9 protein-coding genes and 1 pseudogene are annotated in these 22,970 nt (G+C 38.5%); 1 reads left to right on the forward strand and 9 read right to left on the reverse strand.

What is annotated here, in order from left to right; translation table 11 throughout:
- The first annotated feature begins 277 nt into the window (after positions 1-277).
- A complete protein-coding gene (locus HU830_RS04730; RefSeq protein WP_176942631.1) occupies positions 278-484 on the forward strand; it encodes a hypothetical protein in 207 nt (68 codons plus the stop codon).
- A 159-nt stretch (positions 485-643) separates the two neighbouring features.
- Here HU830_RS04730 and HU830_RS04735 read toward each other — a convergent pair whose 3' ends face one another.
- The 9 genes and pseudogenes from HU830_RS04735 to HU830_RS04770 form a co-directional block, all read right to left on the reverse strand.
- Complete coding sequence (locus HU830_RS04735; RefSeq protein ID WP_176942632.1) at positions 644-5,944, reverse strand: pectate lyase-like adhesive domain-containing protein; 5,301 nt, start codon at positions 5,942-5,944, stop codon at positions 644-646.
- 374 nt (positions 5,945-6,318) lie between these two features.
- On the reverse strand, positions 6,319-6,453 hold the full coding sequence (locus HU830_RS09025; protein ID WP_267463539.1) for a hypothetical protein: 135 nt from the start codon (positions 6,451-6,453) through the stop codon (positions 6,319-6,321).
- Positions 6,454-6,782: 329 nt separating this feature from the next.
- Positions 6,783-11,648 carry a pectate lyase-like adhesive domain-containing protein gene (locus HU830_RS04740; RefSeq protein ID WP_176942633.1) on the reverse strand — a complete coding sequence of 1,622 codons (4,866 nt, stop codon included), beginning with the start codon at positions 11,646-11,648 and terminating at the stop codon, positions 6,783-6,785.
- A 513-nt stretch (positions 11,649-12,161) separates the two neighbouring features.
- Entirely contained in the window at positions 12,162-17,336 is a 5,175-nt protein-coding gene (locus HU830_RS04745) for a WxL domain-containing protein (RefSeq protein ID WP_176942634.1), read from the reverse strand.
- 732 nt (positions 17,337-18,068) lie between these two features.
- Complete coding sequence (locus HU830_RS04750; protein ID WP_176942635.1) at positions 18,069-18,395, reverse strand: hypothetical protein; 327 nt, start codon at positions 18,393-18,395, stop codon at positions 18,069-18,071.
- 21 nt (positions 18,396-18,416) lie between these two features.
- On the reverse strand, positions 18,417-18,803 hold the full coding sequence (locus HU830_RS04755; RefSeq protein WP_176942636.1) for a hypothetical protein: 387 nt from the start codon (positions 18,801-18,803) through the stop codon (positions 18,417-18,419).
- Positions 18,804-19,983: 1,180 nt separating this feature from the next.
- Positions 19,984-20,393 (reverse strand): annotated as a pseudogene (gene tnpA / locus HU830_RS04760) (IS200/IS605 family transposase); the annotation flags it as partial.
- 230 nt (positions 20,394-20,623) lie between these two features.
- On the reverse strand, positions 20,624-21,484 hold the full coding sequence (locus tag HU830_RS04765; protein ID WP_176942637.1) for a WxL domain-containing protein: 861 nt from the start codon (positions 21,482-21,484) through the stop codon (positions 20,624-20,626).
- Entirely contained in the window at positions 21,465-22,493 is a 1,029-nt protein-coding gene (locus HU830_RS04770) for a DUF916 and DUF3324 domain-containing protein (RefSeq protein ID WP_176942638.1), read from the reverse strand. The genes HU830_RS04765 and HU830_RS04770 overlap by 20 nt, the downstream gene beginning before the upstream one ends.
- Positions 22,494-22,970: the final 477 nt, after the last annotated feature.

Here is a 22,970-nt window from a genome sequence, read left to right on the forward strand (position 1 = left end):
GATTATTTAACATTTCCCCAATAACTTATTCAATTAGCGCTACAATAAGATTAAAAGTTAATAAAGGCCATTAGCTTAAAAATATCGAGGGGAAGTAATTACTGTGGACCAAAAAAACGTCAAAATACTTAATCATTATCGAAAAATTCGTTAAGTTAATTTGTTGCTTATTCTAAAAACTGGCGACGATTATAACTAGAAAAGATAATTACTACGCACCGCAAATGTAGATTAAATTTCCAAATTATCCTATAAAGAAAGACGAGGTATAACGCAGATGAACTATCAAGTCACTTTAACGACTGATCCGCAAACTGTCGGTCAGTATACTTTTAAATTATTGGAGACAAAGAAAAACCAGCAACCAACAGTTATGATTAGTTCCTTAGACCAAACTGAACAGTTTAACTTTCCCATCTCCCAAAAGCAGACTCAAGGTTGGCAAGGTCCTAATGGCACCCACTATGAACTAACCTTGGCTTAAACTAACAAATAAGCTCTGTAGATTCTGACAACGTAGTGACCCCGGAAGGTTGAACTAATAACCCAGCTTTAGAGGGCGGTACAATCTGGAAATCTACAGAGCTTATTTATTATGTATCAAAAAAGCGTCGATCAGATAATCGACACTTTTTGATAGAAATTAATCGGTAGGACCATTGACTAGCTGCCAAGTAACCGTCGCTCGATAACTACCTGGAGCAACCAGAGTCGGGTTAAATTGCAGGACACTGCCGGTAAAGAGATTCTTCCAAATCCCCTTACCAACCCCCTTACCAAAGTCTTTTTCACTAGGATGATCTGGGTCGGGAGCACTATCAGTGTTTTTAGCCGTCAAAACATTAGTAAATTCAGAGTCCGCTGAAGTCGTCAAGGTAACGCCATCAGTTCCCCCAGCAAAGATTGGTGGGATATCTTTCACATCAGCATTCGAATTGTTATTTCTTTTCACAAAGCCACCACTTTTTAGCAGTAGTTGAGCTCCGGCAATCGACTTGCTAGGATCATTAACGTTAGTAAACGGGGAAAGGCTCGCTTGAACTTGCCAGCCATACTTACCTTGTCGAAAGTCATTAACTTGAATCATCGGCTTCTTAGTAGAGAGGCTCGCGCTTTGATTAGTTTGATTGACGTCTAACTTGGCCCGCTTGAAGGTAAAGTTAGAAACATAGTCAATGCCAAAATCACCTGATTCTTCAGTTAAATTCTTATTCTGACCATCTTTGATCGTATCATCAGGATTAATCTTACCCTTGTCTGGTGAAATATCCTTATCGGGATCTTCTTTACCCGTATTGGGGTCCTTATCTCCCCCGATAACATCAATCTGGCCCAAGACAACATAACTCGCAAAAGCTTCCTTCCCGTTTAGATAAGCCCGAACCACAAAACGATCTCCCGGTTTTAAGTCCTTTTTGTTTAAGCCAACTTCATAGCTACCTTCGTTAGCTTTGACATGATACTTATCGTATCCTGCCTTGATATCATTCATTGATATTTTATCAGGATTATCAATAGTCGGCTTTTTTAGAACATCGGTCGGATCGCGTTTAGTAATGGGATAGTAAGTAACATTAATCAGACTATCCTTCGTGGCATTACCAGAGATTACCCCATTAGCTACCTCATCAGCATTAATATCAACTGTAACATCGGAAACATGACTAAAGAGGATTCGTTTAAAGCTATTTGGTTCATAGTAAGTTTGCAAGCTGGGCAAACTATTACCATTTATAATTTCCTGCTGAACAACACCACCACTATCATAGCTGTAATCCAATTGAACTAAATACGGCCAATAGAAGTAATTGATGGGGCTAGTAGTTGAGCTATCATCCGGACTCCTTCGCAGCTTCTTTTTATCGGCTTCCGGCATCGGCGGTTCTTCTCGCCACCAAGCTTGCATGCTTTGATTTTTGGCTATAAAATCGCCACTCATATTGATTAATCTTGCGGTTTCATAATTCTTTGAAACATCTAGATTAACTTTTTCGGCATCATCAAAAGTAAACAGGGAACCGCCATAAATTAAATTCATTCCCTTCAGACTGCTCCCATTAATAGTTCCATCTGCTAAAGAGATATTTAATTCACCATGGGCACCTATTTTAAAATTACCCGAACTATTAATTAAGCTATTTCCTCTTGTATACGAAGTCGAAACTTTTTTACGTTGCGTAGTTCCAGTAATATTAAGTTTTCCATAATTAGAGACCGTAATATCAGAGTTCCGTTCCATTCGGATTAAATTACCACTACTAGAATTTTTAAATGTAGTGTTTCCTAGGCTCTGGGGACTTTCATCAACGTTTATATTTAAAGACGATTTCTTACCAATATTTACTTTGCCTCCAGCGACATGCAAAGCCATATAATTCCCTGAATTGGGAGGCGTTATGGTGAAAGTAGAGTCTTTACCAGTCGTCAAGTTTTGATTAGTATAAACAACCCCATCAGCAGAGACACTGATCTCACTAGCAACTTTAATCTTTACTCGATTGCCAACATAAATACCAGCATCTTTAACTAGATTATTTTTAATGGTCGCATTACCGTTATCTATATCAAAGACAGTACTTTTGTTAGCTGTCCCAGTATAATTACAATCATCCAAAAAAACCAGCTTGGAAGCTTCAATATTTTCCTGTGATGACAGTTGATCTCCCTTTCTCTCTGTACCATCTATAGGTGACGTATACCCCGGATAGCCAACGGATTTATTATTAATTGTCCCAGAAAGGTTAACCTCAAAACGGTAGGAACACGTTAATTGAGCGCCGGTATAATTAATATTGTCATATTTAATTATACCGTCACCACAATCTTTATTCACCAAGCTACTCTCCGAATAATAGGCGGTAAACGGTCCCCAATAGCCTGTTCCCCACATATCAAGATTTTTAAATTCATAGGTAACGTTGAAAAACTTAGGGACATTATGGGCATTTTCAAAATGAGTATATCTAAAGTCAATCGTATGATAAGGCTTTTGACCAGTTGTTTCATTTTCGTTCTTTCCATCTACAATTAAATTACGTAAAGGAACATAATTAGCATCATTACCCTGTCTAGTGGTTAATTTATCATCATACTGAAAATCTTTTGTGACCTTAATATAAGTGACTGCTGGATTGACCATTGCATTATAAAATGATAGCCAATTATCCGCTGAAACCGTAGATTCCTCAACACTTGGATCATGAGGGACTACTTTTATTTCTCGACAATATTTAGGATTAAAGCCACATAGAAATGCATCTGCTGACCTTTTTGCTGCTGTTGTAGAACCGGTTTTAAGCTTTGTACTGGCCATTGCAGAGTTAATAACGTCATTTCCACCAATCGTGTACTTTGATATATCTAATTCTATTCCAGTATCTCCCCCCGACCCCAAAGTAATATCACTATCATCAGCAGTTGCAATATTTCGAAATGCTTGATTAGAATTAGTTTGAGCAGGATTGGCTACATTTGTATACTCGGTAAACACATCGTAATAATTGTTAGCCGCGCTACTATTCTTCATTCGGAGAATATTATTCGTTCCACTTAAGTTCAACAAGGTTCCACTAGAACCAATATCACTAAATTCGAGATCAAAAGACTTCACATCATTTAAATCTAAAATTGTCCGTTGGCTACAATTGATAATTGAACCGGTTGATTTGCCAGTGACTTTAACGTTAAAAGCTCCATGATCTACAGTAATATCTTCATTGCCAGATACATTAATAACCGCCCCAGAAAGATTAGCATTCGTATTTATAGTTACTGTCGCACTATCAATATTTATCTTACTATTGCCACCAAAATCAAAGATATTGACCCTAGCAGTCTGATTCTCGTCGGTTCTCTTAGCGGTAACTGTAAAACTAGCTGCGGGCTTCAAATCTAAATTAGTAGGGCCTTTACTACTTATCACCGGAATATTATCTAAGTTACCACCATAACCAATATCATGGGGAATTGTAATATCTACAACTGCATTTTTTGATAGATTAATTGAATCAGCAGCAGAAGATGTCAGAGCAACCATTGATTGTTTAGCTCCTGGTCTAGTCCCCTTTGTATTGGCATTATTATCGCTTCCGATAATCTTCAATTGGGCCCGATCAGCTAGAGAAAGATTGGCTCCCAAACTCAAAACAATATTATTGTTAGCCAGTGAATCATTGCCTACCTGATCTTTATTCGATAACTGAACGGTGGCGTCATGGGCAAGTGTTACGTCCCCGTTGGTCCCAATCACGTAACCACCGACGCTACGTAAATCAACATCAGTATAAGCTCCAAAACCAACGCCACTACCTGCAGTCAAAATAGTCCCAGAATTATTCTTCATGGTTATAGTTGCCTTAGAACCAAAGTCCACTGTGCCTGAACTAGTAAGGACATCTCCTTTATCACTAGTCATTGATAGTTTAACGTTGCTCCCGACATTGCTAGCCCCAGCAACAGCCACTACTTTTCCTGAACCAGCAGCCGTCAGTGTAACTGTAGAATTATCCCCTACAGAAAACTCGCCCTTTGAAGAATTAAATACATCTCCGGCTCCCTTACTACTGTCCATTGTTACTTGCGCATTAGAACCTATATACAGTCCTCCATCAGCTAATTGTTGAACAATACCGTAAGCATTAGGCCCACTATCTAGAGTTACATCAGTATTATTTCCAATAATTAAATCATGAATACTATATAGTAATGACGATCCAGCGGCGGTTTTCTTTAAATTAACCGTGGTTTTTATAGCCGAAGTTTTACCACTTTCAATTGTCAAATTTCCCGTATTATAAAACCAAAAAGCGCCATCGCCAGAATTAGCACTACCTCGAAGGGTACTACCGCTAGTGACTCGCACATTCGAAACCTGCGCTATTTCACTAGCTTTAGCAGTAATAGTTATCTCATTTTTAAAAATTAAATCAAAATTGAGCGCGTAGATAGTTTGATCACCAGTGTAAGTAATATTATCTAAAATTATTTGACCTAAACCTAAAGAACCACTATTATTCTTCGTTCCTCCCGTAGCATAAAAAATACCATAGAGGTTGCCATCTTGTTGGACATCCAAATCCTTAACCTGCAAGGTTCGACTTGTTCCAGCCGCAACATCCGCGGATAAGCCAATCGTATATTTATCAAGATTCAAAGTCTGTCTCTTATTGGGATTAGCACTTTCAAGCGCTAAACTAGCCGTTCTACTACCTTTGTCATCATAACTATCAGTTGCTGTAATGTTGGCCGTCAATTTAATTGTGCCCACACGATTATCGCCAAGAGCATTTTTTAATTGCTCCCAAGTAGAAACTTCCACTGCCTTGGCGGGCACTGGATCTTCTTTAGCTTGTGGCTTCAGCTTTTCTGCTAAATTTTGGGCGGCTAGTTTACTAGGATTCGTCTGCTGCCGCGCCTGAACTGCCGTATTAATTGAATTTTTCGGCGCCTGCCAAGGAGTACCCGAATCAGAGTATTGCTTTACCATCGCAAGATTACGTTCGGGCAAAGACTGAAATTCTTGTGGCAGCTGTGTTTGCCTACCTCTTTTATTTGCACCATTATCATGAAGAACTTCATCGGGAGTTCGGGTGTAATCTCGGGCCACCGCTAATGCATTCGCAGCCTTATCTCGTTGGGCTTCTTGTTGAGCGCTAGAAGCTGGCGCAGCTTTTTGAGGAGTGGTTGACCCAGAAGAACTTAAATTAGTGCTTGTCGGAGTAACTAAAGACCTAGCTACTGCCGATTGCAGGGGCTTGGGCATCGTAGCTTGCGCCTGTTTTGGAGGAGTTTGCCCGTTATTTAATAAATCAGTTTTAGCTTTTTGCGCATATTGATTCACTACTGGTTGCGGAACCATCACCGTTTGAGCTTGAACATTACTAGCAGAAATAAACGGTGCTAAAATTAAAAGAATCGATAATTGACAAACTATTTTGTGGACCATATCCCTATACACACCTCTATAAAAATAAAAAACAATAGAATACTTCTACTCTTCACCAAAAATTAATAAATATCTTTTAACACTAGTAATCCAACGAAGCATCATTGAATATCTTGAGCATTAATTATAAATATATTTATAATTATATATTTATAATCTGGTTAGGTCCACTAATTCCTTAAATAAAAATAATAATAATTATTTTTTACTATATAAATATAATTCTATCATCTGTTGCCTTCGCCCTCGGTCCGAAAGCTCTTGGATTAAACAATCTATTTGACCTTGGTTTAACCAGTTATAGATGGAAGCTGTAGCCAAGTCCAGATGATGAGCAACCTATTCTGGTGACCAAGTTAGCCTCTACTAATTGTTTACGTTGTGGGGTTAGACTTGATTTGTGGCCCACAATGACGCCGTTTTCGGTCAGCCTCAGCTTGAGCTAGCTCAGGATCATAAGGTTGAACTCCTTGTAACTCATAAGAAATGGTCGATTTGGCGACACCCAAATCTTGGGCGGTAGAAGCCTAACTTTTCCTTGAGGCAGTAAACTAGCAATTGCGCCGCGCTGAAATTGTGATAAAGCAGAAGAGCACAAAGTAAATTTCTGCTTTCAAGGTCGTTGTGATAACTACCGTTATAAAGGAATTATTTTGGGTTTTTAGATTAATTATCGTTCCGATTAATTATAGAATTTGCCGAATATAAATAAATTGCTCGCTGACGAAAATTTATTTCAAAAAAATTAAAGTAACCGTCTTCTAGAAGCTAGCTAATATATCTAGCTATTATGTATTAAAAAAGCGTCGATCAGATAATCGACACTTTTTGATAAAAATTAATCGGTGGGACCATTGACTAGCTGCCAAGTAACCGTCGCTTGATAGTTACCTGAGGCCACCAGAGTAGGATTAAATTGCAGGACACTACCGGTAAAGAGATCCTTCCAAATTCCTTTACCAACCCCCTTGCCAAAGTCTTTTTCGCTAGGATGATCTGGGTCGGGAGCACTATCAGTGTTTTTGGCCGTCAAAACATTAGTAAATTGGGAATCCGTTGAAGGAGTCAAGGTAACGCCATCAGTTCCCCCGGCAAAGGTTGGTGGAATATCCTTCACATCAGCATTCGAATTATTATTTCTTTTCACAAAACCACCACTCTTTAAAAGCAGCCGGGCTCCGGCAATCGATTTGCTAGGATCATTAACGTTAGTAAACGGGGAAAGGCTCGCTTGAACTTGCCAGCCATACTTACCTTGTCGAAAGTCATTAACTTGAATCATCGGCTTCTTAGTAGAGAGGCTCACGTTTTGATTAGTTACATTGGCATCTAACTTGGCCGACTTGAAGGTAAAGTTAGAAACGTAATTAATTCCAAAATCGCTCGCTTCTGTGGCTAAATTCTTATTCTGACCATCCTTAATCGTATCATCGGAATTAATCTTACCCTTGTCTGGTGAGATATCTTTATCGGGATCTTCTTTACCCGTATTGGGGTCCTTATCTCCCCCAATAACATCAATCTTGCCTTGAACTGTTTGGGTGGCAAAAGCCTCTTTCCCATGTAGATAAGCACGCGCAACAAATCGATCTCCGGGATGGATCTTCGCCCCATCATTCAGCTTAACTTCATAATTTCCATCAATATCAGGCTTCAGATGATAATATTGATAATCCTTATTTCCCACAAAATCTTTATCTGAGATTGGATTATCTGCCTTTGGTAAAACCCCACTGGGGTCTTGACTTGTAATCGGATAATACTTAATAGTGATTTCGCTATCACGATTAAAGGCTTTACCCTTTATTGAACTTGACCCCGAACTTAATTTATCCATTGAAATATCCACATCGGGAACATGCGTAAATTGCAGATGTTTAAAATTATCAGGATTATAATACTTACTTAAATCTTCACCTTGAGTAGAAGTAATGGTGCTCGAGCTGATATTTTTTGTTCCAGGAAAAATCTGTTTTAGATAAACTACATAAGGCCAGTAAAAATAGTCTTGATCCGCTGGTGCTCCTGGCCAATCTGGGTCACGTTGGATTGCCCCTTCTTCAATTGGTTTTCCAGTTTTATCATTCCACCAAGCTCTTAAAGTCTGATTTCTAGCTTCAAAGACGCTGTTATTAGCCATATTTAATATCTTGGCATCAGCTGCATTTTCTGAAATATCTAGATTTACCAGCTCAGCATCGTCAAAAGAGAATTTTCCATTTGTTGTATTTCCGTAAATAAGGCTTATTCCACTCAAACTACTGCCTTTATCTTTACTATCAGCAGGAAAACCATCTTTTAAAGCAATATTTAAAGTTCCATGGGTTCCAATCTTAAAATTACCGGAAGTATTGATGAGGCTATTAGCATCACTATACTTAGAACTGGAAGTTTTACGTTGAGTACTACCAGTAATATTTAGTTCTCCATAATCAGCAACCGAGATACTCGGATACTCTTTAGTAAGTGAAGTTGATTTTGTAGTAATTAGACTATTATCATTTGGAGTAAAAGAGTTTGATTCATTTAAATTGATATTAAAAGAAGAATGACCACCTATTGATATATTACTACCATTTACCACCAATGCATTGCAACCTAGAGATTTAGGCGGCTTTATCGTAAAACTAGCATTATTTCCAATAGTAAAATCACTTTCCGTGTAAACAATACCATTAGGTATAGATGGCGCGCTTTTTACTATACCTTCAACCTCTACTTTAGAGTTATCGCCTATATAAATACCCCCACCTTGTTTTATATTAAAAACTGATGTATCAACACCAGATCCATAATAATCACAATCATTTAAAAAGGTTAGTTTAGCTGCCTCAATATTTTCTTCTGCATATATTAGTTGATCACCAGTTCGTCGAGTACCATCTATAGGCGAAATATATCCTTCGGACTTAACGGACTTGTTAATTATTTTGCCAGCAAACTCTATTGCAAAATTGTAAGAACATGTTAGCTGGGACCCAGTATAATTAATATTATCGTATTTCATGGTTCCCACACCGTATTTAGGGGAGGTAAGGGCACTATATGAATTATAAGAAGTAAAAGGTCCCCAATATCCTGTACCAAACAAATTAAGATCGCTAAATTCAAACTTTATATTGAATCCTAACGGTACACTAACTGGATTTTCAAAGTGTGCATAAATAAAATCAATCGAGTGGTAAGCACTATCTCCTGTGGACACAGTATCTTTTTTACCATCCACAACTAGATTCCTTAAAGGCACATAATTGGCAGCATCCCCAGGTGTACCATTACTTCTATCATACGCAAAATCACTATCAACTTTAATATAATTTACCATTGGGCTTCGCATAGCATTATAAAAATCTTTCCAATTATCCACTTTTACATTTTCGTAATCAGGGGCACCTTCAGAATGAGGAACAATCTTTAATTTTCGATAATTTGCAGGGTTAAAGTTAAGCAGGAAAGAATCAGTCGCTATTTTATTATTTGGAGTTGATTTCATTTTGGTTTTTGTTAAAGAAATTGTATTATTAGGGTTCGAAAAATGATCCGTAATATTATCTGGTTCAGAGATGCCTGTATTACCATTTACACCTAAATAAATACTGCCCGCACTAGTTGTATTATCAGTTGCTATATTACGATAAGCCCAATTATAATCATTCTTTTGAGAATATACAGTAAATACGTCATTAAAGCTGGTATCTGAACTACTAATATTAAGAATATTTTTCGTCCCGGATAAATTCATGATAGGAGCGGTTGTATTAGTATCAGTATATTCCAAATTAAATAACTTAGGATTTATTAGATTAAAGGTAGCATTACCGCCACAATCAATTAATGAACCTGAAATTCCCATATTCATATTTGTTTTAATATTTAAAGTACCGTGATCAACATTTACATTGGAATTACTACCAAAATCTAATATTTTCACATTGACGCTAGTCTTTGTATGCGTAGCATCAACCACAAAACTTGCATTAGACTTGATATCTAAAGTTGCTGATCCTTTATTAGATACTATTGGTGAATTAAAGAGACCATTCCCCAAATTTCCGGGAATATAAATATCCAAATCAGACCTTTCATCTAAAAATATTGTATCCATCTTACTCGTTGAAGATGATAAAGAAATAGCTGCTGGATTGTTACTGTTACTACCAATTATCTTTAGTTTTGCATCTTTGGATAAATATAGATTTTGATTCATATTCAAGATCGTATTGGTATTAGTAGTCGAATTAACGCCTTTGCTATCTAAGTTAGATAATTGAACCGTGGATCGCTCACCAATTGTTACGTTTCCATTAGAACTTCCAAAATTAATAACTGAACCAGTACTACTACGTAAATCAACATTAGAATCACTACCCACGGTCAGATCGCCCGTGGCACCAGTGTTTATTATCCCGGTACTAGTCCCACCATCCAAGTTAACATTGGTATAGTTTCCAATATTTAAATTATGCACAGCATATAGTAAAGATGAACCCCCACCTTGTTTTGTAAAGTTAAAAGTAGTAGGACTCGTAGCTGTCCCATTTTCAATATTCAAATTACCATAGGGTGTCGCTAAACCACTGTTATAGAACCAGAAGGCTCCATCAACACCACTACTAGATGCCTTTACTTGGCTTTCTGGTGAAACCCAAACATTAGTAATCGTGGCTATTTCTTTTACGGTAGTAATATTTATCTTATTTTTAAAAATCAAATCATAATTTTGAGCTGTAGCCATCCGCTGACCAGTATAGTTAACATTATCAAAAACTATTTGTCCTATACCCCGAGTAGAATCATTATTTTTAGTCGATCCAGAAACACTAAATACTCCATTAATATTCGTAGATTGATTGACAGTTGAATTCATTAGCTTAAAAGTTCTAGTTGTTTTTGCGGCAACATCTGCAGAAAAGGTACAAGAATAGCTGCCAAGATTCAATGAATGTCCCTGACCATTGATTGTCAAACTCGCTGTTCTTTGCTTATTATCGCTATAATTACTTGTAGCACTAATATCTTGTTCAAAATTAATAGTTCCTATTTTATTATCACTAACAGCAGCTTTAAACTCATCCCAGTTCTTAACACTACTTACTCCGCTCGGAACCGTACCCTCTTTATCTTCAGGTTCCATTTTACTTGCCAAAGTTCTAGACGATAAATTATCAGAAACTTGTGTCGCCGTATTAATCGAACTTCCAGTTGAAATTGAACTAGAATTGGTATTTGAATCTTGGTTCACTGCTTCAAGATTGTGGTCAGGTAAAGACTGAAACTCTTGAGGGAGTTGGGTTTGCGAATTTTTTCTACTTTGACTGCCATCATGGAGAACTTCATCAGGAGTTCGCGTGTAATCTCGAGCCACGGCTAAAGCATTCGCGGCTTTATCTCGTTGAGCCTCTTGTTGAGCATTAGAAGCTTGCGGCTCAGTTTTCGACGACGCCGTTGACTGAGGACTTAAACCAGTAGTTGTCGGAGCAACTAAAGATTTGGCGACCGCCGACTGCAAGGGCTTAGGCAGCTCAGTTTGCGCGCCTCTTAACGGATTTTGCCCGTTATTCAACAAATCAGTTTTAGCCTCTTGCGCGTATTGATTCACTACTGGTTGAGGAACTGCCACTGTTTCAGCTTGTGCCTTAACCCCACAAGCAAATGGTGCTAAAACTAGAAGAACTGATAATTGACAAATTATCTTGCGTATCATATATCCCTGTCACCTCTATAAAAATTTAAAAAGGATCAAACTTGAAAATCCCCCTGTAAATCCTAACCTTAACGACTATAATAACAAACTTTCCGATACCATGGCATTAAATTGAAAAACATTTATAGGTATATAATAATAGGTCAATGGCAACCATCTGCTATTTCTATAAATAAAACAATTATAATTCTTTATTTTTTACACTTATTTTAAGTTAAATATCTAAAAGTACGTTTTAGGCACTCTAAATAGCCATAAATTTGTCTCATGTAGAGACAGATTTCAAGAGCTATCCCCTCTCAAAAAATTTAGTTAATTTATATTTATTAATCTCAATTAGCTATTTTTTAACATCATCATTTATAAGTTTCCCTTATTTCCTTAAATGGGGTTAGATTAATCTTACTTTTCAAAAAGTGGGATATTTTTTTGGAGAACCCATCTATAAAAAAATAAGCTACTTAAAAAGGCGTTGGTGAGATGATTTCACCAACGCCCAGTTTTAATAGAAAATTATGGGCCAATTGCTAAGGTCCATTCAATGCTACTACTATAATTAACATTTGCTGTCGCGGTTCCCGGATAAACTAATAAATGAGTTTTAGCCGGATCATACATACTTAACCAGACTCCCTTACCTTGATCACCACTACTATCCGCTTGCATAACTACTCGATTGGCACTAGTTAAGACAAAATCATCATCGGGGACATCAGGGACCAAACTCGTATTTTCGGAAGTAGTTTTAACTTCCTTGGGCACGAGAACCAATTGGGCACCAACTAATTCATGGGACAAGCCTTGGTCATCCGTATAAGCCAGCGGATCCATCTTGGCTTGTAATTGCCAACCACTCGCATCGGTTCGCTTATCTACCACCTGAACGCGAGGATACTGGGCTTGCGCCAAAGCCTTCAGTGGTTCTGTCCCAATGGTCTGCTTCCCAAAATTGAAATTACTTACATAATTGATGCTTAATTTCCCCTGCAAATGAGTTCCTGAATTGTCACTATCGCCAGGATCAGGCGTGGTCATTCCCTTATCTGGCTCATCGGGATCAACTGGCTCTTGACCGCCATCCACAATCTGAAAGACTTTTTGTTCTTTTCCCTGTCGATAAGCACGCGCCATAATTTTAGTCCCTTTAGTTAATCTCTGATCTCCTAAGTCTAAAGTATATTTACCATCGGCACCTACTTTGACATGATATTTAGGATAATCTTTATTAATATCAGCTTCCCCATCGCCGGTGACTTTTTGCGGTTCCGGTAATTCAGAAGAAGGCGCGTCACTACTAAAGTAAATTTCCGATCCCGGAGTGGCGGTTCCCGTAATCTGCGTACTTTCATGATTTAACTCGTCCATCGTTAAATTAATATCTTCAATATGCTCGAATAAGAGATGTTTAAAATCAACCGTCTTGTAATTCTTGGAAAGACTCGTTTTATCAGCACTAGTTAACGCTTGAATATTATATTCAGTTATCGCTGTTCCATTATAAGTCAGATCCAAAAGACTGACATACAGCCAAGAAAAATCGGGATCCGTTTTTGTAGCCGGCGAAGCCTTCTTCCAAGCCTGGACACTCTGGACTTCAGCTTTAAAGGTTGACCCCTTCGCCATATTGATTAACTGTAAATTACTAATATTTTTAACTTTGGAAAAGTCTAAATTAACTCTCTCGGCATCTTTAAAAGAAACTGAACTGCCCCGACCATTAGCATAAAAGAGATTAATGCTCTTGGGTCCACCTTCTAAATCTAGATTAAGAATTCCATGTTTCCCGATAGTAAAGTCACCGGAAGTATTAATAATACTGTTATTGGCGTTGGGAGCGGTTGTGGAGCTCCCGCCTGCTCGATAAGTGGTTCCCGAGATATTTAGTTCTCCTTCATCCTTCACTTGGAAGTCGGTATTCGAACTAGTAGTAATGATATTTTTATTACTTAGAGAAGTATTCCCCGTATTTAGAGATTTATCAGTTTCATTCAGTAAAATATTGAGCTTGGCGTTATGACCTACCGTAAAACGGACTTTTTTGGCACCACTCGTGAGATTAATCGCGGTTTGCGGATAAGAAGCACTGAGATTAATATTGAGTGTTGAACTTTCCGCCATCGAAAAATTAGCATTAGCGGTAATGATACTATCATATTCCGCGCCCCCAGATCTAGGATTATCGGAAGTTAAATTAACTGTCGCTCCCTTAGCTAAAAAGACCCCTGCATCATCTGAGGAAGCCGAAATTCTCAGAAGACCAGCCGAAGAATTTCCCTCGTAATTACATCCCTCTAAGAAATCAACCGAGCCGGCTTCAATATTAACTTGCCGAACAGCTCCCAAGTTACCATTTTGGGTTTTAACATCTTCTCCATTAATCGGTGACGTATAGTTAGGAACACTCTTATTCTTCACCGTACCCTGAAATTCTGTATTGTAATAGTAAGAGGCGGTTAACTGGGCACCTTCATAACTCATATCTCGATACCGAATTGCGCCATCACCATAAGAGTTCGGATTAGAACTACTACTCCTGCCAGTATAGCGCCACGGGCCATAGTAATCGACACCGTAAAGCTGCACATTCTTGATCTCCGTACTCATCTTCCAATCTAAAGGAACATTTCCCGGGATCGTCCACCTCTTCTTGCGAACATCTAAATTATGCTTTTGACCATCTAAAATAAAGGCTTTGCTAGGCATATTTTCAATATCACGATCATTACTAGTTGCGACATCTTTTCCGATATCTGCCGTCATGGCGATACTCGTTATCGCCGGATCTAACATCGCACTTTCTAATTCGTCCCAATTAGACACATCAATCGGGGTCTCTAGCGGCGTTCCCGCTAGGTGAGGGGAAATGGTCAACCTCCGGTACTCGGCGGGATTAAAATTACTTAGAAAAGAAATCTTCGTTCTATTTCCGGATTCTAGATCCGTTTTGGAATATTTCTGACCTTTTCTTTTTCTACCAGTATTCATTTCTAATTGCAGGGGTTGGCTTGTTGGTGCTGCATTGGAGGATAGCGGAATGCCTTGTTTCATGCTAATATCGTTCCACTGTACCTTAGAATCAGCCTTCCCATTTTCCGCAAAATTAAGATCATAGGCCGTATCATTATAAGAAGCGGTTTCGCCCTTTAAGTTTAAATAATTGGTTCCCGTTCCGAACTTCATGACCTTAGTCGAATTATCGACCACCTTGCCCTCAGAATCTTTATCCGGAGCCGTACTTCCTAAGTTGACCTTTTTAGCTTGATTAAGATTAATCGTACTATTGGACCCGCTCACGAGCATCGTTGTCGAACCAGTATTATTAGTTTGCAGGTCCAAAGTTCCTTGAGTTACATTCACAGTAGACGTGTTTCCCAGCTGCAGCATACTAACACTAGAGTCAGTGGTCGTCTTATTAGCCTTAATATTCAAAGTGGCGTCTGGATTAATGGTCAGATTAGTCGGATTATTACTATAAAAAATTTGCCCTTTTCCCGGCAAATCACCGAGATATTCAATCTTCAAACTGGCTCTATCTTCCAAGAGGATTTGATTAGGTCCGGTCCCTGCCATTGAGATGGCGCTACTTGAACTAGAGGCTCCGCTGGTTAGATCGATTTTCGCGTCTGGTGCTAGAAGTAAATTGCTGCCAATAAAAAACATCGTATTAGAGCTAGTTTCCTCAGTCTTAGCCGTGATCGTTGCCGCGTTACCAACTTTTAAATTACCACTGATATCCATCATAGTTCCCGAACTGCTGGTAATTTTAACTTTGGCATTAGCATTAAGCTGAAGATCACCGGAACTAGTAATCGCCGTCTTACTGCCAGCAGTCAGCGTGACATCAGCCTCACTATCAACAATCAGATCCTTAATCGGAGTAATTTTGGAAAAAGACCCGGTTTTCCCTAATAATACCCCGTCACTTTTCAGATTGATAATCGCCTTCTTGCCAATGGTCAGACTGCCTTTAATTCCGATCAGATCGCCGGAATCACTGGACAGATTCACATCAGACTTGTCCCCAATCTTAAAATCACCATTTGCGGTAAGAATATCTCCCGTCGCGCTGGTCAATTTTAGCGTGACCGCCTTACCCAGGTTCAAATCAGTAACTGGTTTACTAGAAAGTCCACTCCCACTTCCAACTATATCCCCGGAATCACTGGTCGCGGTGACTGTCGCCTGATCACTGATTGTCACACTTCCTGGACTATCAATCACGGTTGCGGACTTACTTTTCAGGGTAACTTGGGATCCTTGACCAACCGAGAATGCACCTCCCGCGGAACTATAGACCTTTCCTGTTCCTTGACTACTATCTAAAGTGACTTTGCTGTTAGCTCCAATATAAACTCCGCCGGTGGCATATTGGTCAATAATTCCAAAGCTATTGGGTCCACTATCTAAATTCACATCGGTATTTTCAGCAATATTTAAATTATTAATTGTATAAAGTAAGGATGAACCCGAGCCAGTTTTAGCGAGGGCAACTTTAGTCTGGGCAGTTTCGGAAGGACCCGGATAAATATTAAAACCCGCTCGATCGTTGCTTTTGGAATTATTGTAGAACCAAAAGGCAGCATTAACGCCGCCCACATTTCCGCTTAGATCACTTCCCGGCCAAACTTCAACATTAGTGATTTTGGCTATTTCTCCAGTATCCGTGGTTACGCTAACCTTATTTTTAATAATTAAATCAAAGTTATTGGCCGTCAATCCCCGGGGACCTTGATAAGCAAAGTTATCCCAAACAACTTGTCCCGTCCCCGAATTGGAATTATTGTTCTTGCTACTACTAGAAATATTAAAGAGACCACTGGAATTAGTTTGCTTAACAGTCAGGTTTTTGGCGGTGAAAGTTTGAATCTGATTGGCCGGAACATTAGCAGTGAACCTCAAAGTATATTTATCTAAATTTAATTCATTCTGCGCTGAACCACCATCAATAATTAAACCGACGTTCCCTCGGTCATTTAAATCGACATTAGTTCCAGAGGCACCATAGCCATCGGCAGTGATCGATTGAGTCAACTTAATACTTCCGACAGTCTTATCGCGCGCTCGATCCACAAACTCTTTCCAGTTGCTAACTTCAACTGTTTTTTCAGGAACTGCACCTTCCTGAGACTGCGCCGGCATCTTTTCCGTTAAATTTTGCTGCGCAATTTGATTGGGATCAGCCAATTGGGAAAATTGGGAACTAGTCTTCGGAGCCAACCCACTGGTTATTGCCGTGGTAAAGTTTTGCGCTGCCAGTTCAACATTTCGTGCCGGCAAGGACTGGAATTCTGTTGGGAGTTGAGCTTGACTGTTAAGGTCCTTGCGCCGACCATCCCGCAAAATTTGGTCCGGACTAGCCCCGTACTCGCGACTGACAGCAACAGCAGCCGCACGGCTTTTTCGAGCCTTTTCTCGAATCGCAGCTACCGCTTTCTCGGACGAACTATTGCTGGTCGTTGGCGCTAATAAGGACTGTGCCACCACTGATTGGAAAGCTTGTGCTGGCTGCTGTTGCGAACCTTTTGCTGGAGTTTGCTCCTTGTTCAATAAATCGGTCTTGGCTTCTTGAGAACTACGATTCAGTAGCGGTTGGCTAACAGCAACCGTCTCGGCTTGAACCCTCATCTCACAGACAAATGGAGCTAAAATCAAAAAAACTGACAGACAACAAATGACTTTTTGAATCATGGTTCCTCCTAACAAAATTTGAAACTAAAACCAAACTGGATTTGTCTCAGTCATTCCCGCAAAACATTAAACAAAATAGTGGCTAATAATTTATATTTCCCAATTATTAGCTGCTATTAAGTATTAACTATAAAAAATTATTCTATTATTTTATTTTTTATAGATAATCATCCTTATTCGAGAATAAATCTAGTGATTATCAATTTTTAATATATCTATATTGATTTTATCAAATCCTAACAAAATATTCAACCATATAGCTGAAAATAGATGATATTTTACTTTTTTATAAAATATAAATATCACAGCTGACAAACTTTAATCTCAAACTAAAGTTCACCTGCTGCTTAATTTTTATTTTTTATTTGCGATTTTTTAAAACCATAGCTGCTAAGATCTAGCCTATAGTTGCGGTCCAATTGGCTGGTATTCAGGGCTAAGCCGCTGGGAATTTCCCAACTAATATACTTCACATTTTGTAAATATTTAATATCGGCAGGACTATAGTAATTAGTATCCGCGCTGGCAGCTAGATGCATCGTGGACTTTCCGGAGATAAACTGGAAAGTCCCTAAACCCATTCTTTTATAGAGATCATCAGCTTCATCGAGACTGCTTCAGCCTTCTGCTTATTGCTGGCATGCAAACGCAGCGGGACTTGGAAGTCTAATTTGGCATTCGTATTTACAGCCCTCCCATTATTGGCTTGAAGGGTCAAATTGTCAACGTCTTTCACCGAAATATTACCTTCGCCTCTCTCGTCGCCATCCCCGAAATTACGCCTCTAGTTCCCAATCTCTTAATATCTACCTGGGCTCCGTCAGCAAAAGGAAAATCGATGTTTTGGAAAGTATTCAGGTTCATAGGGCCACCCCCGGTGGTTAAATTCAAAATTCCATCTTGGGCGACTGCCAAATTAAACTTGATGAAATTAGTGACCATAAACCATCCCACGGAAGAACTTCCGGTCGAGGTTTGATCGGTTCCTTTCAAGCTGAAGTTAGCTTTTTTACCAACCTTCCAATCGAGAGTTCCGCCTGAGTCACTACCGTAATACATCGTGTAAGTAGAATTGAGGTTTCACAATAAATTAGCCCCATCATCGATTTTTAAAGTCAAGTCTTTATTATGATTGTAGGTATATAGCGGCTGATCCCAATCCCAGTTTTGATTCAAGGTCGTATGACCATCAACTACTTCCACCCAATGTCCTCTTTGAATCCATTCCCCTTCATTATCCCTTGCCATAGCTGGCTTATTGAAATCATGGTTGGTCAAAATATCAAAGGTGTTCTCCCCTTTGAGAAGGACCTTTCCAGTTTCATTACGGATGGGAGAAGCGCCAATCGAGCCGTCACTATTGGTAACATGGAGATCTTGGTAAACAGTATTGGCCTCAGAAGGACGCGTAACGACAAAGATCCCGTTGGAATAGCCATTAATTAACTTGGCATTTTGAGTTTTCAAAGTCTGGTCCGGGTTCGAAGTCGCTGTCAGGAGAACTTGATCTAAGGGTTACTTTTGACTAGCATCACCTTCTAGGAGAAAAGTATTAACTTGCATCTGAATAATAAAATTGGTGGGTTTGGGTCGATAATCATTAATCTGATAAGGATTTTCCGATTTTTCCGTTACATCTTCGAAGCCGAGAGAAATTTAAATTCTGGTACTTGGGCAAAAGACGGCACAGTTGAAGTAATATTCAAAGTTGTCTTCCCAGTTTGTCCCAGATCAGCCGCCGCAGCCACCGTTAACGTTCCCGGAGCAAAGACAACGAATCTTTGGTTGTTTCACTTAATAAACCACCTTTTCTAATAAATTTTGATCTAACAAATCTAGACCCCCTCAAGGCAATTACTTTAACTGTTAATTGCCTTCTAACCAGACAATAATAATTCTAAAACAAGGATCGGCAGAATTTCCCACACGAAGAAAGAAATAAATTCCTTATCTGGGCGTGTTAAAACCGAGGGCCTTAACGGATCTGTCGATCCTTGTCGTTACAAGTCTATTCTTTCTCAAATCAGCCTTTGATTAAAGACTCCCCTAACTTAGAGTCTTTAAATTAACCCCCTCCGTGACCTTTCCTTCAATGATGCGGCCAAAAAAAGAGGTTCAATCAAAACAAACTTTATTTATCTTTTTTTGGATAAGGCGCAAGTCAAAGTTACTTGTAGCGGCAAATAAATGTCCGCGCAAAGTTAAAAAATCTTTGGTTGCTACAATTAGGAGATTATTTAAAGTGGTGGGAGGAGCTATTGAAAGTGATTAATTTAAATAATAATTACCCGCTAGCTCGGTTCGTAATAATTCTGAGATAAATCGAGATCAGTAGAACCCTACATAAAGGAAGAATATAGTTCTTATCTGCGGATATTAAGACCCGCAGGTCTTAAACTAACCTGTCTATTGTTGTCTCTCAAATCCAATCTTTTCCAAACTGGTATTGCATTAAAAATCTAATAATTTAATAGATTCAAATTATGCTCCTAATGAGCTTTTGATATCAAAATGACAAAAATAGTAAATATCCACCAGCATAGCTGGTGGATATTTTAGCCCTAGAAGGCTCCACCTGGCACAAAGAGCCCCTTCAAGAGGCCCAACAAAACACTATCAACCGCTAACTATCCTTATTTACTCGCTCCTATTTCTTAAATGGATCCAGATATTCTCGTTTACTGATGTCTGCCTCTTGTTCCCGAATATACTTTTGAATGGTTTTCTGATTTAACCCCACGGTCACTAACATAGCATCCGCGCACCCAAAAACTTTGATTTCCATAATTATATTTTAAGCTAGCGTGACGATCGTGAAGGATTACGGCACTGCGCCCTTTTAAATAGCCCATAAACTGCGAAACACTCATTTTGGAGGAATTCGAACCAACATATGAATGTGATCTGGCATCGCATGGGCTTCGATAATCTCTACTTCTTTCAGTTCACAGAGTCTTCTTAAAATATGACCAATGTCGGTTCTTAATCACCATAAATCACCTTAAGTCGATACTTGGGTGTAAAAACTAGATGATACTTACAATTCCATCTAGTGTGCTAAGCTATTAGCGTTTTGTTTCAAGAACAAAAAATTTCCTTTCGATTTAGTTATGGTTGCTAGCCAAAAACTATTATATCGAAAGGAAGTTTTTCACGCTAAAGCTGTTTTGTCCCCCACAAGTAAAACTTGTGGTTTATTCGATCATATTAAAAAAAGAAAAATCAACTGAAACTTAAAAAGTTTTAGTTGATTTTTTCCCTTGTTATTTAATGAAAACCTAGGTGCATTATGCCGCAGGACCACTACTCAAATTCCAAGTAACTGTTCCTTTATATTGACCCGCTGTAGCACCTGGATAAACAGCCAAAGTAATACTATCAGGGTCGAAATTAGCAAACCATTGTCCAAGTCCAGCTCCTGTGCTAGGATCCTTCCCTTCATCATGAGCAGCAGCATTGAATACAGTCTTAGTTTGTGTATTAGATTCATCATCAACGTTTAAAACTATTGGTGTTGTTAATGTCGGAGCTGCCACACTTGCACTAGTACTTGCTTCTTTTTGAACACCATTGGTACCTATAGTTTTGCTAGCCGCAAAAGATAGTTGTGGCGAAGTTAACTTATCCGTGCTACCTGAAGTTTGGTTTGTAATTGCCGATAAACTAGCAGTTACATTCCAACCAGCCCCTGTACCACGAAGGTCAGAAACCTGAAGAGAAGGCTTTCTAGCTGCACCTTCAACTTTCTTAGGAGTTTTATCTTCATTGAGAATCATATTCCCATTTTTATCATATTCATGAAAAATCGCTTTAACGGTCTGCTTTGATCCAGAAAAAGCAATTTTACCAAATTCAAATCTCGGTACACCATTAATGGTCAAAGGTCCAGCATTATCTGTAGGTTTCGTACCAGGAACTAAGGTATTTCCATTATCATCTTTGTCTGTTCCTTCTTCACCAGTTGTAGGATCCTTACTGGTTTGCTTATCATCACTACCTGGTGCTGTCAGTTCCAATGTAACATCTGAACTTGCTGTACTTGCTGGAGTTGTTGGGGCTGCCATGGCAGTCATAGCTGGAGTACTGATTAAAACAGTCCCCAAAATAGCTGCAACATTAGCCATACTCTTAAATTTCATCGTCTTCATCCTTTTTCTCCTTTAATTTCTTTACTAAAATAATTACTAAAATAGTTAATAAAACTAAAATCAGTAATAGAATCCATAACCAAATCGGATTATTATGATCTACGTCAACACTATCACGATTTACTTTATCCAGAGTTTTACGGTCAATATAAAACACCTTTCTCCAACGCCAAATCTGCGTTCCTGACTGGCCCTTTCCAGTCAACACATACCTTCCAGGAGATAGTTGCTTATCTACTAAGGGTATTCCCACAGTGAACTTACTAATTGGTGCAACTTGACCATTATCAGCTCTATACTTAGTCACGGTTTTTCCTTTAATAGTTTTTAAAGTAAATCTGGTTTTCAAACCACCAATTACTGCTGGTGTATTATTGAATAACTTAGCCGCAATAATAGAATGATGATTCATGGTAGTTAGCTTAACATTACCTAAATTCAGCTGTGGCAGAACTTTTTGTTCTTGAGAACGTAGCTGAATTCCCACTGAATAAGTGAATCTATTATTCAAAGAAAAGCCCTTAGATTTTTTTAGTTTATCAACACTCTTATCGTAGACATAAAGTCCTCCGACAACAACTCCCGAGAAGGTATCCTGCGGATAATGTAGAGTAATAGAAATTTGTTGTACACTTTGTGGCGCGACCCTAATTATTTGCCGTCGAGACTTAGAATCCACCATCTGTGTAAATTGTGGTGAACCTAGTAAATGACTATTATGGCGGCTATAAATCATAGCAATTCCATCACTGGTGCTAGCATCATTAGCTTCAACAACGAATGTTTTTTTTCTACTACTACTATTAGTAATCTTGAATTGCAGTTCTTGATCTTTACCAGGTTTAACATTTAAGTCTGGATAAGACAGATTACGATCCCGTTGATTATCTGGTAAAACCGCATCAACAGTATAAGTAAGCCCACTGTCAGCCTTCACTTGAGTAGGATGGAAGATCGCGGTTACCCCACAAGCTAAGACCAACAATAAACTCAAAAATACTTTTTTCATGGATTAACTCCTTTTCATCTAATGAACTCTCTTCCCCCCTAAAGATTGAAATCATTAACTTCAATGCCTGCACCTATATAATCTCAAGAAACCCTCTAAAATTCAAGCTTTATACACAAATTATTCAAAAAAACATTAAAATATGCCCTGTCACTCTTATTATTCTATTTTTCACAAAATTAAAAAGACCATCTCAGTTGAGTTTATGAACAGTTTTATTACAAAAAAGTACCCTTGGTGACTTTTTCATAAACAATTCCTTTTTAGACTATTATTTAATGGTTTTTTCCGTAATTGACTATTTATTTTATTCTTCTCTTTTAAGAAAAGCCAGAAAAATTCTCTTTTTATAAGTTTGTAGTGCTCCCCAAAAGTTGGACCTTTTCAGAGTGGAGAAATCCACTCCGTTTTTTGTTATTTTTGGTAATTCTACTTTAGGCAGCTTTTAATGCTGCTTTTTTGTATTGAACTGGACTT

The organism is Bombilactobacillus apium (assembly GCF_013385145.1).
In the GTDB taxonomy this organism is placed as follows: Bacteria; Bacillota; Bacilli; order Lactobacillales; family Lactobacillaceae; genus Bombilactobacillus; species Bombilactobacillus apium.

What these genes read in the sequence shown, in the direction of transcription:
- HU830_RS04740 (WP_176942633.1), bottom strand. Translation starts at nt 11,648, where the DNA reads ATGATACGCAAGATAATTTGTCAATTATCAGTTCTTCTAGTTTTAGCA.
- HU830_RS04770 (WP_176942638.1), bottom strand. Translation starts at nt 22,493, where the DNA reads ATGAAAAAAGTATTTTTGAGTTTATTGTTGGTCTTAGCTTGTGGGGTA.
- HU830_RS04750 (WP_176942635.1), bottom strand. Translation starts at nt 18,395, where the DNA reads ATGTATTACGGTAGTGACTCAGGCGGAACTCTCGATTGGAAGGTTGGT.
- HU830_RS04765 (WP_176942637.1), bottom strand. Translation starts at nt 21,484, where the DNA reads ATGAAGACGATGAAATTTAAGAGTATGGCTAATGTTGCAGCTATTTTG.
- HU830_RS04745 (WP_176942634.1), bottom strand. Translation starts at nt 17,336, where the DNA reads ATGATTCAAAAAGTCATTTGTTGTCTGTCAGTTTTTTTGATTTTAGCT.
- HU830_RS04735 (WP_176942632.1), bottom strand. Translation starts at nt 5,944, where the DNA reads ATGGTCCACAAAATAGTTTGTCAATTATCGATTCTTTTAATTTTAGCA.
- HU830_RS04730 (WP_176942631.1), top strand. Translation starts at nt 278, where the DNA reads ATGAACTATCAAGTCACTTTAACGACTGATCCGCAAACTGTCGGTCAG.